Annotated in this window: 18 protein-coding genes; 10 read left to right on the plus strand and 8 right to left on the minus strand. The window is 73.4% G+C overall.

Translation table 11 applies throughout. The annotated features are described in order from the left end of the window. Positions 1-30: 30 nt before the first annotated feature. The 5 genes from ACF09C_RS30645 to ACF09C_RS30665 all read left to right on the plus strand — a co-directional run bounded on the left by ACF09C_RS30645 (position 31) and on the right by ACF09C_RS30665 (position 5371). Positions 31-906 carry a DUF4429 domain-containing protein gene (locus ACF09C_RS30645; RefSeq protein WP_392096201.1) on the plus strand — a complete coding sequence of 292 codons (876 nt, stop codon included), beginning with the start codon at positions 31-33 and terminating at the stop codon, positions 904-906. A gap of 93 nt (positions 907-999) precedes the next feature. Next, on the plus strand, positions 1000-2286 hold the full coding sequence (locus ACF09C_RS30650) for a sensor histidine kinase (RefSeq protein ID WP_392096202.1): 1287 nt from the start codon (positions 1000-1002) through the stop codon (positions 2284-2286). Continuing rightward, a complete protein-coding gene (locus ACF09C_RS30655) occupies positions 2283-2969 on the plus strand; it encodes a response regulator (protein WP_392096204.1) in 687 nt (228 codons plus the stop codon). Before ACF09C_RS30650 ends, ACF09C_RS30655 begins: the two co-directional genes overlap by 4 nt. A 228-nt stretch (positions 2970-3197) precedes the next feature. After that, positions 3198-4178, plus strand: coding sequence for an alpha/beta hydrolase (locus ACF09C_RS30660; RefSeq protein WP_392096205.1), 981 nt, complete (start codon positions 3198-3200; stop codon positions 4176-4178). After that, entirely contained in the window at positions 4175-5371 is a 1197-nt protein-coding gene (locus tag ACF09C_RS30665) for an acyltransferase (RefSeq protein ID WP_392096207.1), read from the plus strand. The genes ACF09C_RS30660 and ACF09C_RS30665 overlap by 4 nt, the downstream gene beginning before the upstream one ends. Before the next feature lie 17 nt (positions 5372-5388). Here ACF09C_RS30665 and ACF09C_RS30670 read toward each other — a convergent pair whose 3' ends face one another. Together ACF09C_RS30670 and ACF09C_RS30675 are read right to left on the minus strand one after the other, a co-directional pair. Next, positions 5389-6402: an aldo/keto reductase gene (locus ACF09C_RS30670; protein WP_392096208.1), complete on the minus strand. Its 1014-nt coding sequence runs from the start codon at positions 6400-6402 to the stop codon at positions 5389-5391. Then, positions 6399-6818 carry a MerR family transcriptional regulator gene (locus ACF09C_RS30675; protein ID WP_392096209.1) on the minus strand — a complete coding sequence of 140 codons (420 nt, stop codon included), beginning with the start codon at positions 6816-6818 and terminating at the stop codon, positions 6399-6401. Before ACF09C_RS30675 ends, ACF09C_RS30670 begins: the two co-directional genes overlap by 4 nt. Before the next feature lie 52 nt (positions 6819-6870). Here ACF09C_RS30675 and ACF09C_RS30680 point away from each other — a divergent pair, with 52 nt between their 5' ends. Continuing rightward, a complete protein-coding gene (locus ACF09C_RS30680; protein ID WP_392096210.1) occupies positions 6871-7698 on the plus strand; it encodes a serine hydrolase domain-containing protein in 828 nt (275 codons plus the stop codon). Between the two features lie 28 nt (positions 7699-7726). On the opposite strand, the gene ACF09C_RS30685 is transcribed toward ACF09C_RS30680, so the two are convergent. The 5 genes from ACF09C_RS30685 to ACF09C_RS30705 are packed head-to-tail and all read right to left on the minus strand — an operon-like array spanning position 7727 to position 13364. Further along, on the minus strand, positions 7727-8338 hold the full coding sequence (locus ACF09C_RS30685) for a hypothetical protein (RefSeq protein ID WP_392096211.1): 612 nt from the start codon (positions 8336-8338) through the stop codon (positions 7727-7729). After that, positions 8335-9762 carry an ATP-binding protein gene (locus ACF09C_RS30690; protein ID WP_392096213.1) on the minus strand — a complete coding sequence of 476 codons (1428 nt, stop codon included), beginning with the start codon at positions 9760-9762 and terminating at the stop codon, positions 8335-8337. Before ACF09C_RS30690 ends, ACF09C_RS30685 begins: the two co-directional genes overlap by 4 nt. Next, positions 9759-10442, minus strand: a complete 684-nt coding sequence (locus tag ACF09C_RS30695; RefSeq protein WP_392096215.1) for a response regulator — start codon at positions 10440-10442, stop codon at positions 9759-9761. The genes ACF09C_RS30690 and ACF09C_RS30695 overlap by 4 nt, the downstream gene beginning before the upstream one ends. A 49-nt stretch (positions 10443-10491) precedes the next feature. Next, a complete protein-coding gene (murJ, locus tag ACF09C_RS30700) occupies positions 10492-12192 on the minus strand; it encodes a murein biosynthesis integral membrane protein MurJ (protein WP_392096216.1) in 1701 nt (566 codons plus the stop codon). Continuing rightward, positions 12189-13364: a lipid II:glycine glycyltransferase FemX gene (locus tag ACF09C_RS30705; RefSeq protein ID WP_392096218.1), complete on the minus strand. Its 1176-nt coding sequence runs from the start codon at positions 13362-13364 to the stop codon at positions 12189-12191. The genes murJ and ACF09C_RS30705 overlap by 4 nt, the downstream gene beginning before the upstream one ends. A 216-nt stretch (positions 13365-13580) precedes the next feature. Between ACF09C_RS30705 and ACF09C_RS30710 the strand changes: the two genes are divergently transcribed. Continuing rightward, positions 13581-14768 carry an Ig-like domain-containing protein gene (locus tag ACF09C_RS30710; protein ID WP_392096219.1) on the plus strand — a complete coding sequence of 396 codons (1188 nt, stop codon included), beginning with the start codon at positions 13581-13583 and terminating at the stop codon, positions 14766-14768. Positions 14769-14783: 15 nt separating this feature from the next. Here the strand turns inward: ACF09C_RS30710 and ACF09C_RS30715 are convergent, their stop codons facing one another. After that, entirely contained in the window at positions 14784-15446 is a 663-nt protein-coding gene (locus tag ACF09C_RS30715; RefSeq protein WP_392096221.1) for a pirin family protein, read from the minus strand. 221 nt (positions 15447-15667) lie between these two features. On the opposite strand from ACF09C_RS30715, the gene fasR reads away from it, so the two are divergent. The 3 genes from fasR (at position 15668) to ACF09C_RS30730 (ending at position 18944) form a co-directional block, all read left to right on the plus strand. Then, a complete protein-coding gene (gene fasR, locus ACF09C_RS30720) occupies positions 15668-16849 on the plus strand; it encodes a fatty acid biosynthesis transcriptional regulator FasR (protein ID WP_392096222.1) in 1182 nt (393 codons plus the stop codon). Positions 16850-16938: 89 nt separating this feature from the next. Next, a complete protein-coding gene (locus tag ACF09C_RS30725) occupies positions 16939-17856 on the plus strand; it encodes an ACP S-malonyltransferase (protein WP_392096223.1) in 918 nt (305 codons plus the stop codon). Between the two features lie 17 nt (positions 17857-17873). Continuing rightward, entirely contained in the window at positions 17874-18944 is a 1071-nt protein-coding gene (locus ACF09C_RS30730; protein ID WP_392096225.1) for a ketoacyl-ACP synthase III, read from the plus strand. Positions 18945-18982 lie beyond the last annotated feature (38 nt).

Genomic DNA, 18982 nt, shown 5'->3' on the forward strand with positions numbered 1-18982 from the left:
GGGGCGACGCGCGGGCGCACGCGGCCTACGATGAGGCGCATGGGTGATGTGCTGGCCGGAATTCATGCCACCTGGGAGTTCGAGAGCGACGCCGTCGTCATCCGGTTCGAACGGGGGATGCGCACACCGAAACTCTTCCAGGCGCTCGGCGAACGGCGCGTCCCGCACGAGGCGTTGGCGTCGGTGACGCTCACTCCCGGCAAGCGGGGCACGGTCGTGCTGCACGCGGTGCCGCGGCGGGGCGCCGATCCGCTGATGGAGGCGGCCGCGGGGCAGTTGAGCGAGGCGAGCGACCCGTACCGACTCGTGCTGCCGGCGGAGCGGGAGACGCTGGCCGAGTACTACCGGGACGAGCTGCGGGAGCGGCTGGTCGGCGGACCCGGTGAGGAGCCCGTCGGCGGCTTCCTGGTCGCCGCCCAGCAGGGACCGCAGTCCTTCAAGGCGTACGACGGCACGGCGAGCTTCGACGGCGCGTCGGAGGTGTCGTTCCGCTGGTTCTGGACGGGCGCGTCCACCGAGAAGTGGAAGGCGGGCGACCAGACCTTCTCGGTACGGGACCTCAGCGGGATCGAGTGGCGCTCGCCGGACGTCTTCGACGGGCACCTGCGGCTGCTGCCGCGCTCCGGGGAGCCCCGGGCCGCCCAGGCGGACCGCGACCCGGCGGCGGTCGTCTTCGGCCTCGGCTACGGCCCGGTCCACAAGTCGCTGCCGTTCGCCGCGGCGGTCCTGGCGGCGATCCGGGGCGCGGGCCGGACGGCCCCTTCCCCCATGGACGCCCTGCCGGAGGCACGGGACCCGGCGGGGATCGCGGAGCGCATCCGGCAGTTGGGGGAACTCCACCGGGCCGGCCTGGTGACGGACGACGAGTTCGCGGCGAAGAAGGCGGAACTGCTCGCGGAGCTGTGAGGGCGGCCCCCGTCTCATACCCCGGTATCACCCGCCGGACCGCCCCTCGGTATGACGTACGGCCGGGTCGGGCCTGCCTAACCTGGACCGGCCATGAAGAAGACACCCCTCTCCCCCGGCCTCGTCGCGCGGATCGCGCCCGCGCGCAGGGCCGTGCGTTCGTTCGGCGCCGCCCTCGCGACGCCCACCGAGCCCGGCGCCCCGCTCTTCGCCGATGCCGGCAGACGGTGGCTGAGGCTGCTCCCGTACGTCGTCGCGCTCGGCTTCGTCTGCTCGCTCCTGCCCGTCACCGTCACCGTCCTCGTGCAGGACTACGGCGTGAACGGCGCCCTCGCCGGTGCGCTCGCCACCGCACAGACCGCGCCGCTGCTGCTCGCCGTCACCCGGCCCCTGCAGGCCTGGTGGATCATCGGCGTCGCCGATGTCCTCGGCGCGATCGTGCTGCTCGGCGGCGACGGTCCCGGGGGCCGGTCCTGGCCGTGGACGCCCATGGTCGTCGTCGGCTACCTGGCCCTGATGCTCGCCCTCGCGCTCCGCGAGTCCCGCAAGGCGCTGCTCGCGGTGTGGCTGCTCACCGGGGCGGCCGGGTTCCTGCTCGTGGCCCTCGCGCCCGAGGACGACGACGGGGTCCACATCCTCCTCTTCGTCCTGAGCGGGATCATCCTGCTCCTGACGGCGACGCTGCGCGAACGCGGGGACGCCGAGCGCCGCACGCTGGAGGAGCGGGCCAGGACCACGCTCCTGGAGGAACGGGCGCGGATCGCCCGCGAGTTGCACGACGTGGTGGCCCACCACATGTCCGTGATCACCGTCCAGGCGGACTCGGCGCCCTATCGGATCCCGGAGCTGCCGGAGGCCGCGCGCGAGGAGTTCGCCTCGATCGCCGCGAGCGCGCGGGAGTCGCTCACCGAGATGCGGCGGCTGCTCGTGGTGCTGCGCAGCGAGGGCACGGAGGGCGAACGGGCGCCGCAGCCGGGGCTCGACCGGGTGCAGCAGCTGATCGAGGCGTCGGTACGGGCGGGGGTGCCGGCCGAGCTGTCCATGGCGGCCCGACTGGGCGAGGTGCCGCAGGCGGTGGACCTGTCGGCGTACCGGATCGTGCAGGAGGCGCTCGCGAACGTCGTGCGGCACGCGGCGGGCGCGAAGACCCGGGTGTCGGTCCGTGCCGAGGACGGCGCGCTGCTCGTCGTGGTCGTCAACGGGCCCGCCCCCGGCCCCGCTTCGCCCGTGGAGGGCGGGGACGGCACGGGGCACGGCCTGGTCGGCATGCGCGAGCGCGTACGGTTGACCGGCGGCACGCTGGACACCGGGCCGCTGCCGGACGGCGGCTTCCGGGTCGCGGCCCGGCTCCCGCTGCGTACGGAGGAAGACGGCTCGTGACCATCCGGGTGATCATCGTCGACGACCAGGCCATGGTGCGGGCGGGGTTCGCCGCGCTGCTCGCGGCGCAGGCCGACATCGACGTGGTGGGCGAGGCGCCGGACGGCCGGCAGGGCGTGGCCGTGGCCCGGTCGACACACCCGGACGTGGTCCTCATGGACGTGCGGATGCCGGAGATGGACGGGCTCGCGGCGGCGCGCGAGATCCTGGACCCGCCGGTGGGGGTGACGCACCGCCCGAAGGTGCTGATGCTCACCACCTTCGACGTGGACGACTACGTGTACGAGGCGCTGCGCGCGGGCGCGTCGGGGTTCCTCCTGAAGGACGCGCCGCCGGCGGATCTGATCGCGGCGGTACGGGTGGTGGCGGACGGGGAGGCGCTGCTCGCGCCGTCGGTGACGCGGCGGCTGATCGCCGACTTCGCGGCGTCCCGGCCGGCCCCGCGCGCGGATCGCGCGGCGCTGCGGCTGAACGGACTGACGCCGCGTGAGACCGAGGTACTGGAGCTGATCGCCCGGGGCCTGTCGAACCAGGAGATCGCGGACCGGCTGGTGCTCGCCGAGCAGACGGTGAAGACCCACATCGGCCGCGTGCTCGCCAAGCTGGACCTGCGCGACCGCGCCCAGGCGGTGATCTTCGCCTACGAATCGGGCCTGGTCACCCCGGGAGACGCGGGGCGCTAGCGCTCGGGCGCGCGGCAGAACGGGCGGGACTGACAGGGCCGCGCGCCCCGCCCCCCGCGGACCCCGCCCCGGGGGATATCCCCACCCCCGTCCGGGGGTTCGCTCCTCGTCCGACCCCTACCCCGGTATCAGTCGGGACTTGGCTCCCCGGTGTGACGTGCCGTCATGCGTCGTCTTCCTACCTTCCTCTCGCCAACGACGAGAGACACGAAGAGGGAGGGACGCCCCATGCGTCGCTACACGAGGACCCTGGTCACCGCCGCGATCGTCACCACCGTGGTGGCCGGGACCGCGGGTTGGGCGTCCGGGAGCGCGCAGCAGGCCGTGACCGGGGCGCCCGTCGGGGCGGAGGCCTGGCGGGCGGACGGGCTGCCCGACCCCGAGCAGACGAGCCCCGCCGGGATCGCCGCGTTCTTCGGGAAGTTGAGCCCGGCCCGGCAGCAGGAGCTGGTGCGCGAGCACCCCTCGGTCGTCGGCAACCTCGACGGTGTTCCCCCGCGGCTGCGGTACGAGGCGAACGCCCGCACGCTCGGCGCCGCGTACGCCGGCCGGCAGGTCCTCGCCTCCGACCCGCGCGGCCGCGGCCAGATCGCGATCGTCCTCGGCGACCTCACCACCGCCGAGCACGTGGCCGTCGTCGTACCCGGGTCCGACATCGACGCCGGGAACGTCCGGCCCCTCACCGACATGGCCGAGTCCCTGCGCCGCGCCACCCACGGCCGTACCGCCGTCATCGCCTGGGCCGGGTACACCACCCCCCTCGGCGTCGGGGTCGACGCCGCGAGCGGCGGCCTCGCCGAGGCGGGGGCCGAGCGGCTGACCCGGCTGACCGACGGGCTCGCGGCGGTCGGTGCGCCCGAGCCGTCCCTGTTCTGCCACAGCTACGGCTCCGTCGTCTGCGGTCTCGCCGCGGACCGGCTCAAGGCCAAGGACCTCGTCGTCTTCGGCTCCCCCGGCATGCGCGCCGCGAACGTCGGCGAGCTGAACACCTCCGCCCGCGTCTGGGCCGCGAAGGACCCGTCCGACTGGATCGACCGGATCCCGAACGTCGAGCTGGCGGGGCTCGGGCACGGCACCGACCCCACCGACCCCGCCTTCGGCGCCCGCCGCGTCCCCGCCGACGACGCCCAGGGCCACAACGGCTACTTCGCGCCCGGCACGCAGTCGCTCCGTACCTTCGCCGCCATCGCCCAGGGGGACGTCCGATGAACAAGCTCGTCGCACGCATCGAGGCCCGCACGCCCGCCCATCGCGACCGTGCGGTCGACGGTCTGCGCGCCCTGGCCCTGCTCGCCGTGCCCACCGGACACTGGCTGCTCGGCGGGTTCACGCTCTCCGCCGACGGCGCCATCCACAACGCCAGCCCGCTCGCCACCTTCGGCGGCCTCGCGCCGGTCAGCTGGATCCTGCAGATGCTGGGGATCTTCTTCCTGGTCGGCGGGTACGCCTCCGTTCTCTCCTACCGCCGCCACGAGGGCTCCACCGGTGCCTGGCTCAAGGGGCGGCTCGCCCGCCTCGGCCGGCCGGTGCTCGGGGTCACCGCCGTGTGGGCCGCGCTCCTGCCCGTGCTGCACTACGGGTTCGGGGTGCCGGGCGACACCCTGCGGACGGCGTCCACGCTGGTGATCCAGCCGCTCTGGTTCGTCGGGGTGTACACGGTCGTCACCGCCCTGACCCCGCTGTGCGTGCGCGCGGCCCGCCGGGCGGGCGTGTGGGCCGCGGCGCCGCTGCTCGGCTCCGTCGCCGTCGTCGACTTCCTGCGCTACGGGCCGTACGCGGACGCCGTGCCGTCCTGGCTCAGCCTGCTGAACATCCTCCCCGGCTGGCTCTTCGCCTACCAGCTCGGTGTCTCCTGGGGCGAGGGCCGGCTCACCCGGCGCCACGCCTGGGGGCTGCTGCTCGGCGGCGCCGCGCTCTTCGCCGCGCTGCTGCTCGCCTTCGGCTACCCGGCGTCGATGGTCGGCGTGCCGGGCGAGGCCCGCACCAACTCCCACCCGCCGTCGCTGCTCGTCCTCGCCCTGGCCGCCGCGCAGAGCGGCGCGGCGATCCTGCTCCGCGACCGGCTCGGCCGGCTCCTGAAGCGGCCCGCGCTGTGGGCGCCGGTCGTGGTGATCAACCTGTCCGCGATGACGATCCTGTGCTGGCACCAGACGGCGATGCTCGCCGCCGCGATCCCCGCCTCGTTCGGGGGCGAGGTCCCGGGCCTGGTGGGCGCGCCGGACTCGGTCGGCTGGATCCTCGCCCGGCTGGCGTGGATGCCGCTCTTCGCCGCGCTGCTCGTCCTGATCGGCCGGTACGCGCGCCGCTTCGAGTCCCCGTGGACCCGGACAGGGCCCGCCCGCCGCACGGTGGCGGGACTCCTCGCGGCGGGCTTCGCGATGTTCGCGCTGGGTCTCGCGTGAGTCCGGAGGGACGGTGGCTATTCGCGGGCCGCCGAGGTGGAGCTCATGTCCGGGTAGCGGTCGCCGGAGACCTGCCCCGCGATCGGCTCCAGTTCGGCGAGTTCCGCCTCGGTGAGCGTGATCCGGGTCGCCGCCGCGTTCTCCAGGAGGCGGCCGCGCTTGCGGGTGCCGGGGATCGGGACGACCGTCAGGCCGTGGACGGCTGCGCGCTGCTGGACCCAGGCGAGGGCGACCTGCGCCGCCGTCGCGCCGTGGTCCGCCGCGATCTTGTGGACCGGGGCGAGCAGGGCCGCGTTGCGTGCCGCGTTCTCGCCCGTGAACCGGGGCTGGTGCGCGCGGTAGTCGCCGCCCGACAGGTCCTTCGAGGCGTCCGCGAAGGCGCCGGTCAGGAAGCCCCGGCCGAGCGGCGAGTACGGCACGAAGGTCACGCCGAGCTCGGCGGCGGCGCCGACCGCGCTGCGTTCGACGTCGCGCGAGAAGAGCGACCACTCCGACTGCAGGGCCGCGATCGGGTGCACGGCGTGGGCCTCGCGGAGCTCGGCGCCGGTCACCTCGCTCAGGCCGAGCTGCCTGACCTTGCCCTCCTGTACGAGCTCCGCCATCGCCCCGACCGACTCCGCGAAGGGGATCTCCGGGTCGCGCCGGTGCATGTAGTACAGGTCGATCGTCTCGATGCCGAGGCGGCGCAGGCTGTCTTCCACGGCCTGCCGGATGTACGTGCGGTCGTTGCGGACCGCCCGGTAGTGCGGGTCGTCGGCGCGACGCTCTATGGCGAACTTGGTGGCGAGGACGACTTCGTCGCGGTGGTCCGCGAGGAAGGGCGCCAGGAACTCCTCGTTGGCGCCGCTTCCGTAGATGTCGGCGGTGTCGATCAGGGTGACGCCCGCCTCCAGGGCGGCGTCGAGGGTGTCGCGGGCGGCGGCCTCGTCGGTGTCCCCGTAGAACTCGCTGATGCCCATGGCTCCGAAGCCCTGGACGCCGATCTCGGGTCCGTCCTGACCGCCGAGCCGTACGGTGTCGATCCTGGTCATGCGGTGGTGCCTCCTCCGGTGGTTCGGCTGGTGGCCACGTCTGTGGTGCCGTAGTGACCGATCTTGATGTCGAGCACGGCCAGCGCGTCCTGCAGCTCGCCGATCCGGGCGAGAACGTCCCGTCGGGTGCTCTCCAGGAGTTCGCGGCGTTCGTCGCGGGTGTGGTCGCCCTCCCGGATCAGCTCGGCGTACCGCACCATGCCGGCGACCGGCATCCCGGTCAGCCGGAGCTTGCCGACGAACGCCAGCCAGTCCAGATCGCGCTGGGAGAAACGGCGCTGCCCGGTGTGCGAACGGTCGACGTGCGGCATCAGACCGATCCGCTCGTACCAGCGCAGGGTGTGCGCCGTCAGCCCGGTCAGGGCCGCGACCTCGCTGATGGTGAAGCGGGCGGCGCCGTTCTCGATCACGCTCATGACCTCCACGCTAGAACCTTCGAGCGCACTCGAAGCAAGTAGGCTCGGCCCCATGTCGTTGCAGAGCCTGGCGCTGACCGAGAACTGGCCCGTCCCCACCGCGGCCGCCGCCGTCGTCCGTGCGGACGGCACCCTGGCCGGGTCGCACGGCCCCACCGGGCAGCGGTTCCCGCTGGCCTCGGTCACCAAGCCGCTGGCGGCGTACGCCGTCCTCGTCGCGTACGAGGAGGGGGCGATCGACCTCGACGAGCCCGCAGGGCCCGAGGGCGCGACGGTCCGGCACCTGCTGGCGCACACCTCGGGGCTCGCCTTCGACGAGCCGCGGGTGATGGCCGCGCCCGGCACCCGCCGGATCTACTCCAACACCGGCTTCGAGGCGCTCGGCGACCATGTCGCCAAGGCGACGGACATCCCGTTCGCCGACTACCTCCACCAGGCCGTCCTGGAGCCGCTGGGCATGACCGCGACGACGCTGGAGGGCTCGCCCGCCAAGGACGGCGTCTCGACCGTCGACGACCTGGTGCGGTTCGCCGCCGAGGTGCAGGCGCCGCGGCTCCTCGACGCGCGCACGGTGCTCGACGCGATGACGGTGACGTACCCCGGTCTGACCGGCATCCTGCCCGGCTACGGCCACCAGCGGCCGAACGACTGGGGGCTCGGCTTCGAGATCAGGGACGGCAAGTCGCCGCACTGGACGGGGGCCTCGTCCTCGCCGCGGACGTTCGGGCACTTCGGGCAGTCGGGCACCTTCCTGTGGATCGACCCGGACGCGCGGGCCGCCTGCGTCGCGCTGACCGACCGGCCCTTCGGGGCGTGGGCGGTCCAGGCATGGCCGCCGTTCACGGACGCGGTCCTCGCGGAGCTGCGCGCCGGGGCCTGACCGGCGTCCGACCGGCGGGCCCGGCGGACTACTGCGGGCAGGACTGGGCCTGCAGCGTGCCGTCCGGGCCCGTGAGGCTGACCCAGGCCACGCCCGCGGGGTCCTTCCCGAAGACCGTCGTACAGACGATCTGCTGGACGGCGACCGGCTCCAGGGTCTTCACGGGGCCCGTGGAGCGGACCAGGAACGTCGGCATGCCGTAGTCGCCCATCTTGGCCGCGTGCTCGCTCGCGTACAGCTCGTACCGCCCCGCCGGGATCCGGGTGCCGAGACCCGCGGCGCGCTCGCGCGCGTTGGGTCCTGCCACCAGCGCGGCGAGCACCTTCATGGGCCGGGTGACGCCGCTCGGGCCCAGCTCGGCCTCCCACAGGTCCTCCGCTCCCGTGCCGCCCGTGGCGACCGGCGTGGTCCGGACGGGGTCGGGGTACCGGCCCGGATCCGTACCCTGGCCGTCCCGCACGACCGGGGCGAGGCGCCCGTCGCCGTCGACCAGGAAGAGCGTCATCCGCAGCGCGGGCGGCGGGTAGACGACCACGGAGGCCGCCTCGCCGGACTCCACGACATCGGTGCCCTGGATGCCGCAGCCCCCGAGGGTCAGCAGCAGGGCGCCGGCGAGGACGGTGCGGCGGTGAGCGTTCACAGCGGGATCCTCACGGTGAAGACGGCTCCGCCGTCGGGGCGGTCGGCGGCCACGACGGTGCCGCCGTGGAGCCGCACGTTCTCCTGGGTGATCGCGAGGCCGAGCCCGCTGCCGGCGGAGCGGGTGCGTGCCGGGTCGGCCTTGAAGAAACGGTCGAAGACGTGCGGCAGCACCTCGGGCGCGATCCCCGGCCCCCGGTCGGCGACCTCGGTGACCACCCAGGGGCCGTCGGTGGACAGCCGCACGGTGACCGGCGGGCGGCCGTGCCGCAGCGCGTTGCCGACCAGGTTGGCGACGACCACGTCGAAGCGGCGCGGGTCGAGCCGGGCCCTGATGCCGTCGGGGAGGTCCACCACCACCTGGTCGGGGTCGGTCCAGTGGCGGCTGCCCAGGGTCCTGCGGATCGTCTCGGCGACGTCCACCTCGTCCGGGTGGAGCTCGGCTGCGCGCGCGTCGAAGCGGGAGATCTCCATCAGGTCCTCGACGAGGTCGGCGAGTCTGCCGGTCTCGGCGCTGATGAGCCGGACGGCGGCGGCGGTGTCCGAGTGGAGGTGGGCGGCGTCCTCGTCGAGCACCTCGGTGACGGCGAGCATCCCGGCGAGCGGGGTGCGCAGTTCGTGCGAGACGTCGGAGGCGAACCGGCGGGCGCGGGCCTCGGCGCGCTGCAGCTCGGCGACCGAGCTTTCGAGGGCGGCGGCGGACTCGTTGAACGTCCGTGCGAGGTCGGCGAGTTCGTCGCTGCCCTTGGCCTGGATACGGGTGTCCAGCTCGCCCCGCCCCATGCTGTGCGCGGCGCGCCTGAGGTCCCGGACCGGGCGGAGCACGCTCCGGGCGGCGATCAGGGCGGGGACGAGCGCGACGGCGAGGGCCGGCAGGACGCCGCCGCGGGCCGCGGCCACCATGGCCTCGATGTTCTCCTGCTCGCCTGTCATGTCGACGACCGCGTAGAGGATCAGCCCGGTGGGCAGGCCCTCGGCGCCGACACCCGGCTTGAGGAGGGCGGGGACGGCGATCGTCAGATAGGCGCTGCCGTTCTTCACGACCCGCTGGAAGCTGCCGTGCGTGGTGCCCTGGGCGCGGGCGCGGAGTTCCGGGGTGAGGACGCTGGAGGTGGGGCGGTCCGTGGAGGAGATCCGGAGGGCGCCGTACTCGGCGTAGACCCGCCAGGGGCGCGGCTTGCCCTGCTTGGCGATGAAGAAGAGCGAGGAGCGCAGCGTTTCCGCGTCGACGGGCAGCTCGATGGAGAGCGCCGCGACCTGCTCGCGGAAGGCGGCGACGGCCGTGTCCTGGGCCTGTTCGAGGATCGCGGTGCGCGCGGCCTGGTAGGTGAGCGCGGCGGTGGTGCCGCAGCCGACGGCGGCGACCAGGAGGAAGGCGAGGACGAGCCGGGTGCGGAGCCCGAAGGGGCGCAGGCGGCGCTTCACAGCGGTCCGAAGCGGTAGCCGAAGCCGCGCAGGGTCTGGATGTAGCGGGGGGTGCCGGGGGTGTCCTCGATCTTGTTGCGCAGGCGCCGGACACAGGCGTCCACGAGCCGGGCGTCGCTGTGGTAGCTGTGCTCCCAGACGTGTTCGAGGAGTTGCTGGCGGCTGAAGACCTGTTCGGGGTGGGCGGTCAGGTGCAGCAGCAGTTTGAGCTCGGAGGGGGCGAGGGCGAGGCGTTCGCCGGACTTGGCGACGGTGAGCCCGGAGCGGTCGATGGCGAGTTCGCCGTGGAACTCGATGGCGGGGCGGCCCGCCCCGGGTATCTCGATGCGGCGCAGGACGGCGCGGATCCGGGCCTCGATGACCTCGGTGCGGGCGGGTTTGACAATGTAGTCGTCGGCGCCCGCCTCCAGGCCTACGACGATGTCGAAGTCGTCGCCGCGCGCGGTGAGCATGATGATCGGCAGCTGGCTGGTCTCGCGGACCCGGTGGCAGACCTGGACGCCGTTCATGCCGGGCAGCATCAGGTCGAGCAGGACGAGGTCGGGCCGGAACTCGGTGAGCAGGGCGAGCCCCGCCTCACCGGTCGCCGCGGCCCGCACCTCGTGGCCGCGCCGCCGCAGCCCGAGCTCGACCCCTTCGCGGACGGAGGGGTCGTCTTCTATCAGGAGGACGCGAGGCATTGGTGGAGTATCCCAAGGTGAGGAGGGGGTGCGGCGGACCGGCCCCGGGTCAGCCGCCGGTGCGCGGCCTCGGGACGACGCGCAGGCGCCGGCCGGTGGTCGTCAGCAGGGCGCTCACCTCGGTGAGCCCGAGCGGCCTGGCGAGCAGCCCGAAGACGGCGAGGACGGCGAGCCCGCCCGCCAGGGCGGCGGGCAGGGCGCCCGCGGGGGCGGTGGTGTCGGTGGCGAGCAGCCCCCAGCCGGTGGCGGGGAGGGCGACCAGGACGAGCCGGGCGAGCGAGCCGGCGGCCCCGGCCCCGCGGGCGGAGGCGGGCGCCGCGGCCCCGAGCCGGCGCCGCAGCGCGTACGCGGTGAGGGCCCAGCCCGCCCACAGCGCGAGCGAGTAGCCGGCCGCGATGCCCGCCACCGCCCAGGTCGGCGGCAGCAGCCGGTACGCGGTCAGGGACAGGCCCGCGTTCAGGGCGGCGATCACCAGGTTGAGGAGGAACGGGGTCCTGGTGTCGCGCAGCGCGTAGAAGGCGCGGGTGCAGACGTACTGGCCCGAGAAGGCGACCAGGCCCGGCGCGAAGGCCATCAGGATCCACGCCATCGCCTTCACGTCGGCCGCGTCGGTCCTGCCGTACTGGAAGACCAGGCTCATCAGCGGCACGGCGAGCGCGAACAGCGCGCAGGCGGCCGGGACGACGGCCGCCGCCGAGGCGCGCAGCCCGTAACTGACGTCCCGTCGCACCCCCGCAAGGTCGCCGTCGGCGGCGGCCCCGCTCATCCTGGGCAGCAGCGCGGTCACCAGCGAGACGGTGACGATGCCGTGCGGCACGGCCCACAGCAGATAGGCGTTGTTGTACGCGGCGAAGCCGAAGCCGCCCCCACCGCCCTCAAGACGTTCCGCCTGTGCCCCCGCCGCCGTGGCGAGCTTCGTGGTCACCCAGTACGCGGCCTGGTTGGTGAGGACCAGGAGCACGAGCCAGCCCGCCGAGCGCAGCGGCTCGGTCAGCCCGCTGCCGCGCCAGTCGAACCGCGGCCGCCAGCGGAAGCCGGCCGAGCGCAGCGACGGCACGAGGGCGAGGGCCTGGAGCGCGATGCCGGCGGTGGTGCCCCAGCCGAGGAGCGCGGTCTCCCCGGCCGTCAGTCCGCCGGAGCCCGTCACCGCCGTCGCCAGGTAGAGGCCGAAGACGGCGATGACGACGACGTTGTTGAGGACCGGCGTCCACATCATCGCGCCGAACCGGCCGCGGGCGTTCAGGACCTGTCCGAGCAGGGTGAAGAGGCCGAGGAAGAAGATCTGCGGCAGGCAGTACCGGGCGAAGGCGACCGTCATCGACTCGCGCGCGCCGCTGTAGTCGGTGTACGCGTCGATGATCGCGGGCGCCGCGAGGACGGCGCCCGCCGTCATCACGAGCAGGGCGCAGACGCAGAGGGTGAGGAGCCGGTCGGTGTAGGCGACGCCGCCGTCCTCGTGCTCCTTGGCGGCCCTGACCAGCTCGGGCACGAAGACCGCGTTGAGGGCGCCGCCGAGGAGCAGTATGTAGACGATCGTGGGGATGGAGTTGGCGACCGCGTAGCCGTCGGCGATCCCGCCGACGCCGAGCGCCGCCGCGACGATCGCCGAGCGGACGAAGCCGGTGGCGCGCGAGACCAGCGAGCCGGCGGCCATGAGCGCGCCGCTGCGCAGCACGGACGGCGCGGCGCGGTGCCTGGGCCCCGCTCCCGGTTCCGGCTTCGGCTCCGGCTTCGCGACGGCCGTCGTCATCGGCGGGCCAGGTACGCCTGGAACGCCCGGTACAGCGCGTGGTTGGTCGTGCCGGCCAACGGTGTCTCCCACTCCCCCAGCGTCTCGACGGCCTGCCCTCCCGTGCCGAGCTTCCAGCGCAGCAGACCGTGGGCGCGGTCGTCCGGATCAAGGGTGGAGGGTATCCCGCGCATGTCGTAGACGTCGGCGCCGAGCGCGTGGGCGTCGAGCATCATCCGCCACTGCAGGGCGTTGGACGGGCGGACCTCGCGGCGGTGGTCGGCGGAGGCTCCGGTCTGGTACCAGACCCGCTTCCCCACGGTGATCATCGTGTGGGCGGCGAGGATCTCGCCCTCGTGGCGGGCGAGGTAGAGCTTCATCCGTCCGGGTTGCTCGGCGTTGAGAACCGCGTACTGGCGTTCGTAGTAGGAGAGGGCGCGGCCGAGGCGGAAACCGTCACGCTCCTCGGTGATCCGCAGGAGCCGGAAGAACTCCGGCAGGTCGGCCGCCGAGCCGACGACGACCTCGACGCCGGACTTGCGGGCCTTGCGGACGTTGCGCCGCCACTCCTGGTTGAGGCCGTTCCACAGGTCCTCGGAGCTTCGCCCGGCGAGCGGGACCTGGTAGACGTGGCGGGGCTGGGCGTCGGCGCCGTCGGACCCGCTCGTGGAGTCGCCGCCGCAGCGGCGCCAGCCGCGGGAGCGGAGCCGTTCGGCGACGGCGGTGCCGAGCGGATCGACCTCGTCGGCGAGGACGTCGGAGAGCCGCCGCCCCGGACCGGTGTGCGCCTTGAGCGTGCCGGCGTTCCAGCGGCGGAAGGCGGGCGAGGGGCCGATGCGTACGGCGAAGGCCCCGGCGGCGCGCAGGTGGCCGAGGAGCGGGGAGAGCCAGCCGTCGATGTCCGGGTCGGACCAGTCGGCTACGGGCCCCTCGGGCAGGTAGGCGAAGAACTTCCGGGTGCCGGGGAAGGGCCGCAGCAACACCAGGGCGACGCCCGTCGGTCCGTCACCGGACTCCGGTCCCCAGCCGATGAGTTGGTGGCGCCAGCCGTCCTTGACGTCGGCCCAGGAGGGGCACTGGAGGAAGCTGGGGCGCGCCTCGCCGTGGGCGAGGAAGGCACGGTACGTCTCGACGGTGACGGGGGCGAGGCGCGTGGTGCGCGGCGGCGCGGCCGTCACGAGCAGAGCTGACACAACGTGAGCCTCCTTGTTCCGCCCCTCGGTCGGGGGGCGCACAGGATGCTCACAGCCGGTCTTGACCGCTCCGCGCGGCGTGTGTGACCGGACGATGACCGTTCCTCACCACCCCTTGTCACAGAGGATCGGAGGCCGATCTCACGGCATACAGTCCGGGCATCCCACACTTTTCATCCGGAGGACTCCGTGGTTTCCGTGCCTTCTGCGCCTTCTGTGGCGCCCGCTCGCACCCGAATACGCCGGTCGCTCGCGGCGGTCGCCCTCTGCGGCTCGCTCACCGCCTGTACGGCGGGGGCGGTGGGCGCGCCCCGTACGACGGAGAGCCCCGCGGCCGGGGCGAAGGCGGACGCCCCGGCGAAGGTGACCGTGGTGAGCCCGGCGGCGGGGCGGACGGTGACGGTCACGGCCACCGGCGGCACGCTGCGGACGGTGCGGGTCGTGGACGCGGAGGGCGCCGAACTGGCCGGGCGTACCGGGACCGGCGGTGCGTCGTGGGTCTCGGACCGCAAGGCGGTGCCGGGCACCTCGTACCGGGTGGAGGCGACGACCCGTACGGCCGGCGGGCAGGAGACGACGACCAGCTCGACGTTCAGGACGGCGCCCGCCGCGCGGGTCAACAAGCTGACGCTGGCGCCCGGGAAGAACACGACGGTCGGCGTCGCGCAGCCGCTGTCGATCGTGTTCGACCGGCCGGTGACGAACCGGGCCGAGGTGGAGAAGCAGCTCAAGGTGACGACCTCGAACGGGACAGTCGGCTCCTGGGGCTGGCTGAAGGACTGGTCGGGCAAGGACCGGGTGGACTGGCGGCCGAAGGAGTACTGGAAGCCGGGCACCCGGGTGGATCTGGACGCGACGCTCGACGGGACGGACTCGGGCGGCGGCTGGTTCGTCCGGGACTACCGGACCGGGTTCACGGTCGGCTCGGCGGCGCAGGTGGTGAAAGTGGACCTGGACGCGAAGCGGCTGGTCCTGGAGCGGGACGGGAAGACCGTGCGCACGATCCCCGTATCGGGTGGGACACCCGGGGGCGACAAGCGGTCGTGGCGGGGTACGGCGGTGCTGATGGCGAAGGAGGGCACGATCAACATGAACTCGGAGACGGTCGGCCTCGGCGACGCCTACGACAAGATGGTCGACTACTCGATGCGGCTGACCTGGTCGGGCATGTACGCGCACGCGGCGCCCTGGAACGCGGCGTACTTCGGCCGCGCCAACAAGAGCTCCGGCTGCATCGGCATGAGCGACGCGGACGCGGCGTGGTTCTACGGCCAGGTCCGCGCGGGCGACCCCTTCGAGATCAAGGGCGCCGACACCAAGGGCACGGTAGCCGAGGGCAACGGCTTCGGCGCGTGGAACCTGGGCTGGGAGCAGTGGAAGGCGAAGAGCGCGGCGGCCGGCTGACGCGAGCGGGGGGCCTCAGGCGGAGCGCATCTCCCAGAGGAGGAGTTCCGCGTCCGAGGTGGCCAGGAACGCGAGGTCGCGCGCTTCGGTGACGCGGGCCGCGTCGCCGGGGGCGAGCTCCTCGCCGTCGAGGCGGGCCGTGCCGCGCACCACGTGCGCGTAGATCAGCTCCGCGTCCGGGACGGCCGTCCGCTCGCCCTGCTCCAGGCGCCGGACGTGGAGCATCGCGGCCGCCTCCGGGAGGGCGTACGGAGTGGAGTCGGCGATGCCCCGGACGATCTCGTACGCGGGGTCGCCGCCCGGCTCCAGCGGGGCGAGCCACATCTGGACGAAGACCAGCGGCACGTCGCCGTCGTTGCGCTCCTCGTGCCGTACGCCGTCGGCGGAGCTGAGCCGCTGCAGGTCCCCGGGGCGGACGACCGTCGTCCGGCCGGCTGCCGTGTCGTGGTGGGTCAGCTCGCCCTCGACGACCCAGGTGACGATCTCGGTGTGCCGGTGCCGGTGCTCGGCGAAACCGGCCCCGGGCGCGAGCCGCTCCTCGTTGCAGGCGAGCACGGCGCCGAAGCGGAGGTTGTCGGGGTCGTAGTGCGGCCCGAAGGAGAACGCGTGCCGCGTCTCGATCCCGGCCCCCGCCTCGCCCCCGGGGTAGCGGTCACCGGCACGCTGGATACGAATCACGGGCCCACGGTAACCGCCGCCGGCTCCCCGGGCGGCGGGCGTACGGCACCCGGACTCCATGGAGGCCCCCACACACCCCGCACCCGTGGCGAGCGTCCCCCCCCGGGCCCCGGACCCGCACCGGCCGGAGCACGGGTACCCCGCCGCACCGGCACCCCACCGCGCGGGGGAAACGGCCCCGACCCCGCACCCGGGCGTCCCGATAAGGCAGTCTTGTCCCCGTGCCTGAACCCACGAACGCCGCTCATCCGCACTCCGCGACCCTGAAGCGCCTCGAACAGTCCTCCGGGCGGCTCGCCGCCAACGCCATTGCCCGCATGGACGAGACGCTGCCGTGGTACCGGGCGATGCCGCCCGAGAACCGGTCGTGGATCGGCCTGGTCGCCCAGGCGGGCATCGCCGCGTTCACCGAGTGGTTCCGGCACCCGGAGACCCCGCAGGCCATCTCCACCGACGTCTTCGGCACCGCGCCGCGCGAGCTGACCCGTGCGATCACGCTGCGCCAGACCGTCGAGATGGTCCGGACCACCATCGAGGTCATGGAGGCGGCGATCGAGGAGGTCGCCGCCCCCGGCGACGAGTCCATCCTCCGCGAGGCCCTCCTCGTCTACGCCCGCGAGATCGCCTTCGCGACCGCGCAGGTCTACGCCCAGGCCGCCGAGGCCCGCGGCGCCTGGGACGCCCGCCTGGAGTCCCTCGTGGTCAACGCGGTCCTCTCCGGCGAGGCCGACGAGGGCGCCGTCTCCCGGGCCGCCGCGCTCGGCTGGAACTCGCCCGACCACGTCTGCGTCGTCCTCGGCACCGCCCCCGACGGTGACAGCGAGCTGACCGTCGAGGCGATCCGCCGCGCCGCCCGGCACGCCAAGCTCCAGGTCCTCACCGGCGTCCTCGGTGACCGGCTCGTCGTCATCGCCGGCGGCAACGACAACCCGCTCGCCGTCGCGAAGGCCCTGATCGGGCCGTACGCCGCCGGTCCGGTCGTCGCGGGGCCCGTCGTCCCCGACCTGCTGGCCGCGACCCGGTCCGCGCAGGCCGCCGCCGCGGGACTGAAGGCCTGCTCGGCCTGGCAGGACGCCCCGCGGCCGGTCCTCGCGGACGATCTCCTGCCGGAGCGCGCCATCGCCTCCGACCCTTCTGCCCGCGAGCAGTTGGTGGAGGAGATCTACAGACCGCTGGAGGAAGCGGGATCGGCGCTGCTGGAAACTCTGAGTGTCTATCTGGAGCAGGCCAGCAGCCTGGAAGGCGCGGCGAGGATGCTCTTCGTGCACCCGAACACCGTGCGCTACCGGCTTCGACGTGTGACAGACGTCACCGGGTGGTCACCCTCCGATGTCCGGTCCGCTTTCACGCTGCGGATCGCCCTCATTCTGGGGCGCTTGGCCGACGGAGATCCGCAGTCCTAGACTTTTGTCGAACACCAACAATTCCCCCGACGGTTCTTCGTCCTAGTCCCCACGGGCGCTTGGAGCCGTCCCCAAGAGAGAGTGTGAGGGTGCTCGTACTCGTCGCTCCCGGCCAAGGCGCTCAGACGCCCGGCTTCCTGACTCCCTGGCTCGAACTCCCCGGTGCCGCCGACCGTGTGGCGGCCTGGTCCGATGCCATCGGGCTCGACCTCGTCCACTACGGCACGAACGCCGACGCGGACCAGATCCGTGACACCTCGGTGGCGCAGCCGCTGCTCGTCGCCGCGGGCCTGCTCTCCGCCGCCGCGCTCGGTGACGTCGCCCCCGGCGCCGTCGCGGGCCACAGCGTCGGCGAGATCACCGCCGCCGCGTTCGCGGGCGTCCTCGACGACACCGCCGCCCTGCGTCTCGTACGGACGCGTGGCCTGGCGATGGCCGAGGCGGCCGCCATCACCGAGACCGGCATGTCGGCGCTGCTCGGCGGCGACCCCGAAGTGACGGTTCCGCACCTCGAGAAGCTCGGTCTGACCCCGGCCAACGTCAACGGCGCCGGCCAGATCGTGGCCGCCGGCACCCTGGAGCAGCTGGCCGCCCTGGAGGCGGACAAGCCCGAGGGCGTCCGCCGTGTCGTGGCGCTGAAGGTCGCCGGCGCGTTCCACACGCACCACATGGCTCCGGCGGTGGCGACGCTGGAGGCGGCGGCGAAGGAGCTGACGGTCTCCGCTCCTCGGGTGCGCTACGTCTCCAACAAGGACGGCCAGGTCGTCACCGAGGGCGCGGACGTCATCGCCCGCCTCGTCGGGCAGGTCGCCAACCCGGTCCGCTGGGACCTGTGCATGGAGACCTTCAAGGAGCTGGGCGTGACGGCGCTGATCGAGGTGTGCCCCGGCGGCACCCTGACCGGTCTGGCCAAGCGCGCGCTTCCGGGCGTGGCGACCGTCGCCCTGAAGACCCCCGACGACCTCGACGCGGCCCGCACGCTCGTCGCCGAGCACACTGCAGCCTGAGTAAGGAGCCGTAGAGCATGTCGAAGATCAAGCCCAGCAAGGGCGCCCCGTACGCGCGGATCATGGGTGTCGGCGGCTACCGCCCCACCCGGGTCGTGCCGAACGAGGTGATCCTCGAGACGATCGACTCGTCCGACGAGTGGATCCGCTCGCGCTCCGGCATCGCCACGCGTCACTGGGCCTCCCCCGAGGAGACCGTGACCGCGATGTCCGTCGAGGCCTCCGGCAAGGCCATCGCCGACGCCGGGATCACCCCGGAGCAGATCGGCGCCGTCGTCGTCTCCACGGTCTCGCACTTCAAGCAGACCCCGGCCGTCGCCACCGAGATCGCCGACAAGATCGGCGCGGGCAAGCCGGCCGCGTTCGACATCTCCGCCGGCTGCGCGGGCTTCGGCTACGGCCTGACCCTCGCCAAGGGCATGATCGTCGAGGGCTCGGCCGAGTACGTACTCGTCATCGGCGTCGAGCGGCTGAGCGACCTGACCGACCTGGAGGACCGCGCGACGGCCTTCCTGTTCGGCGACGGCGCCGGCGCGGTCGTGGTCGGCCCCTCGGACGAGCCGCACATCGGCCCCACGGTGTGGGGTTCGGAGGGCGACAAGTCCGAGACGATCAAGCAGACCGTCCCCTGGAACGAGTTCCTCCCCCAAGCTCTCGACTCCGCTCGAGCAGGGGGGACCCCCCGTGGCGACGTCTCCAAGCTCCCCCTCAACCAGCAGGGCGAGATCAAGTTCCCCGCCATCACGCAGGAGGGTCAGGCGGTCTTCCGCTGGGCCGTCTTCGAGATGGCGAAGGTCGCCCAGCAGGCGCTGGACGCCGCCGGAATCTCGGCGGACGACCTGGACGTCTTCATTCCGCACCAGGCGAACATGCGGATCATCGACTCGATGGTGAAGACCCTCAAGCTGCCGGAGCACGTCACGGTCGCGCGTGACGTCGAGACCACCGGCAACACCTCGGCCGCCTCGATTCCGCTCGCGATGGAGCGGCTGCTGGCGACCGGCAAGGCGAAGAGCGGCGACACGGCTCTCATCATCGGCTTCGGGGCGGGTCTCGTCTTCGCCGCGTCGGTCGTTACTCTCCCCTAGGCAACTCCGGATCTTCCGGAAGCCCTTTTACCGAAGCA

The organism is Streptomyces sp. NPDC014870 (assembly GCF_043081505.1).
Classification (GTDB): domain Bacteria; phylum Actinomycetota; class Actinomycetes; order Streptomycetales; family Streptomycetaceae; genus Streptomyces.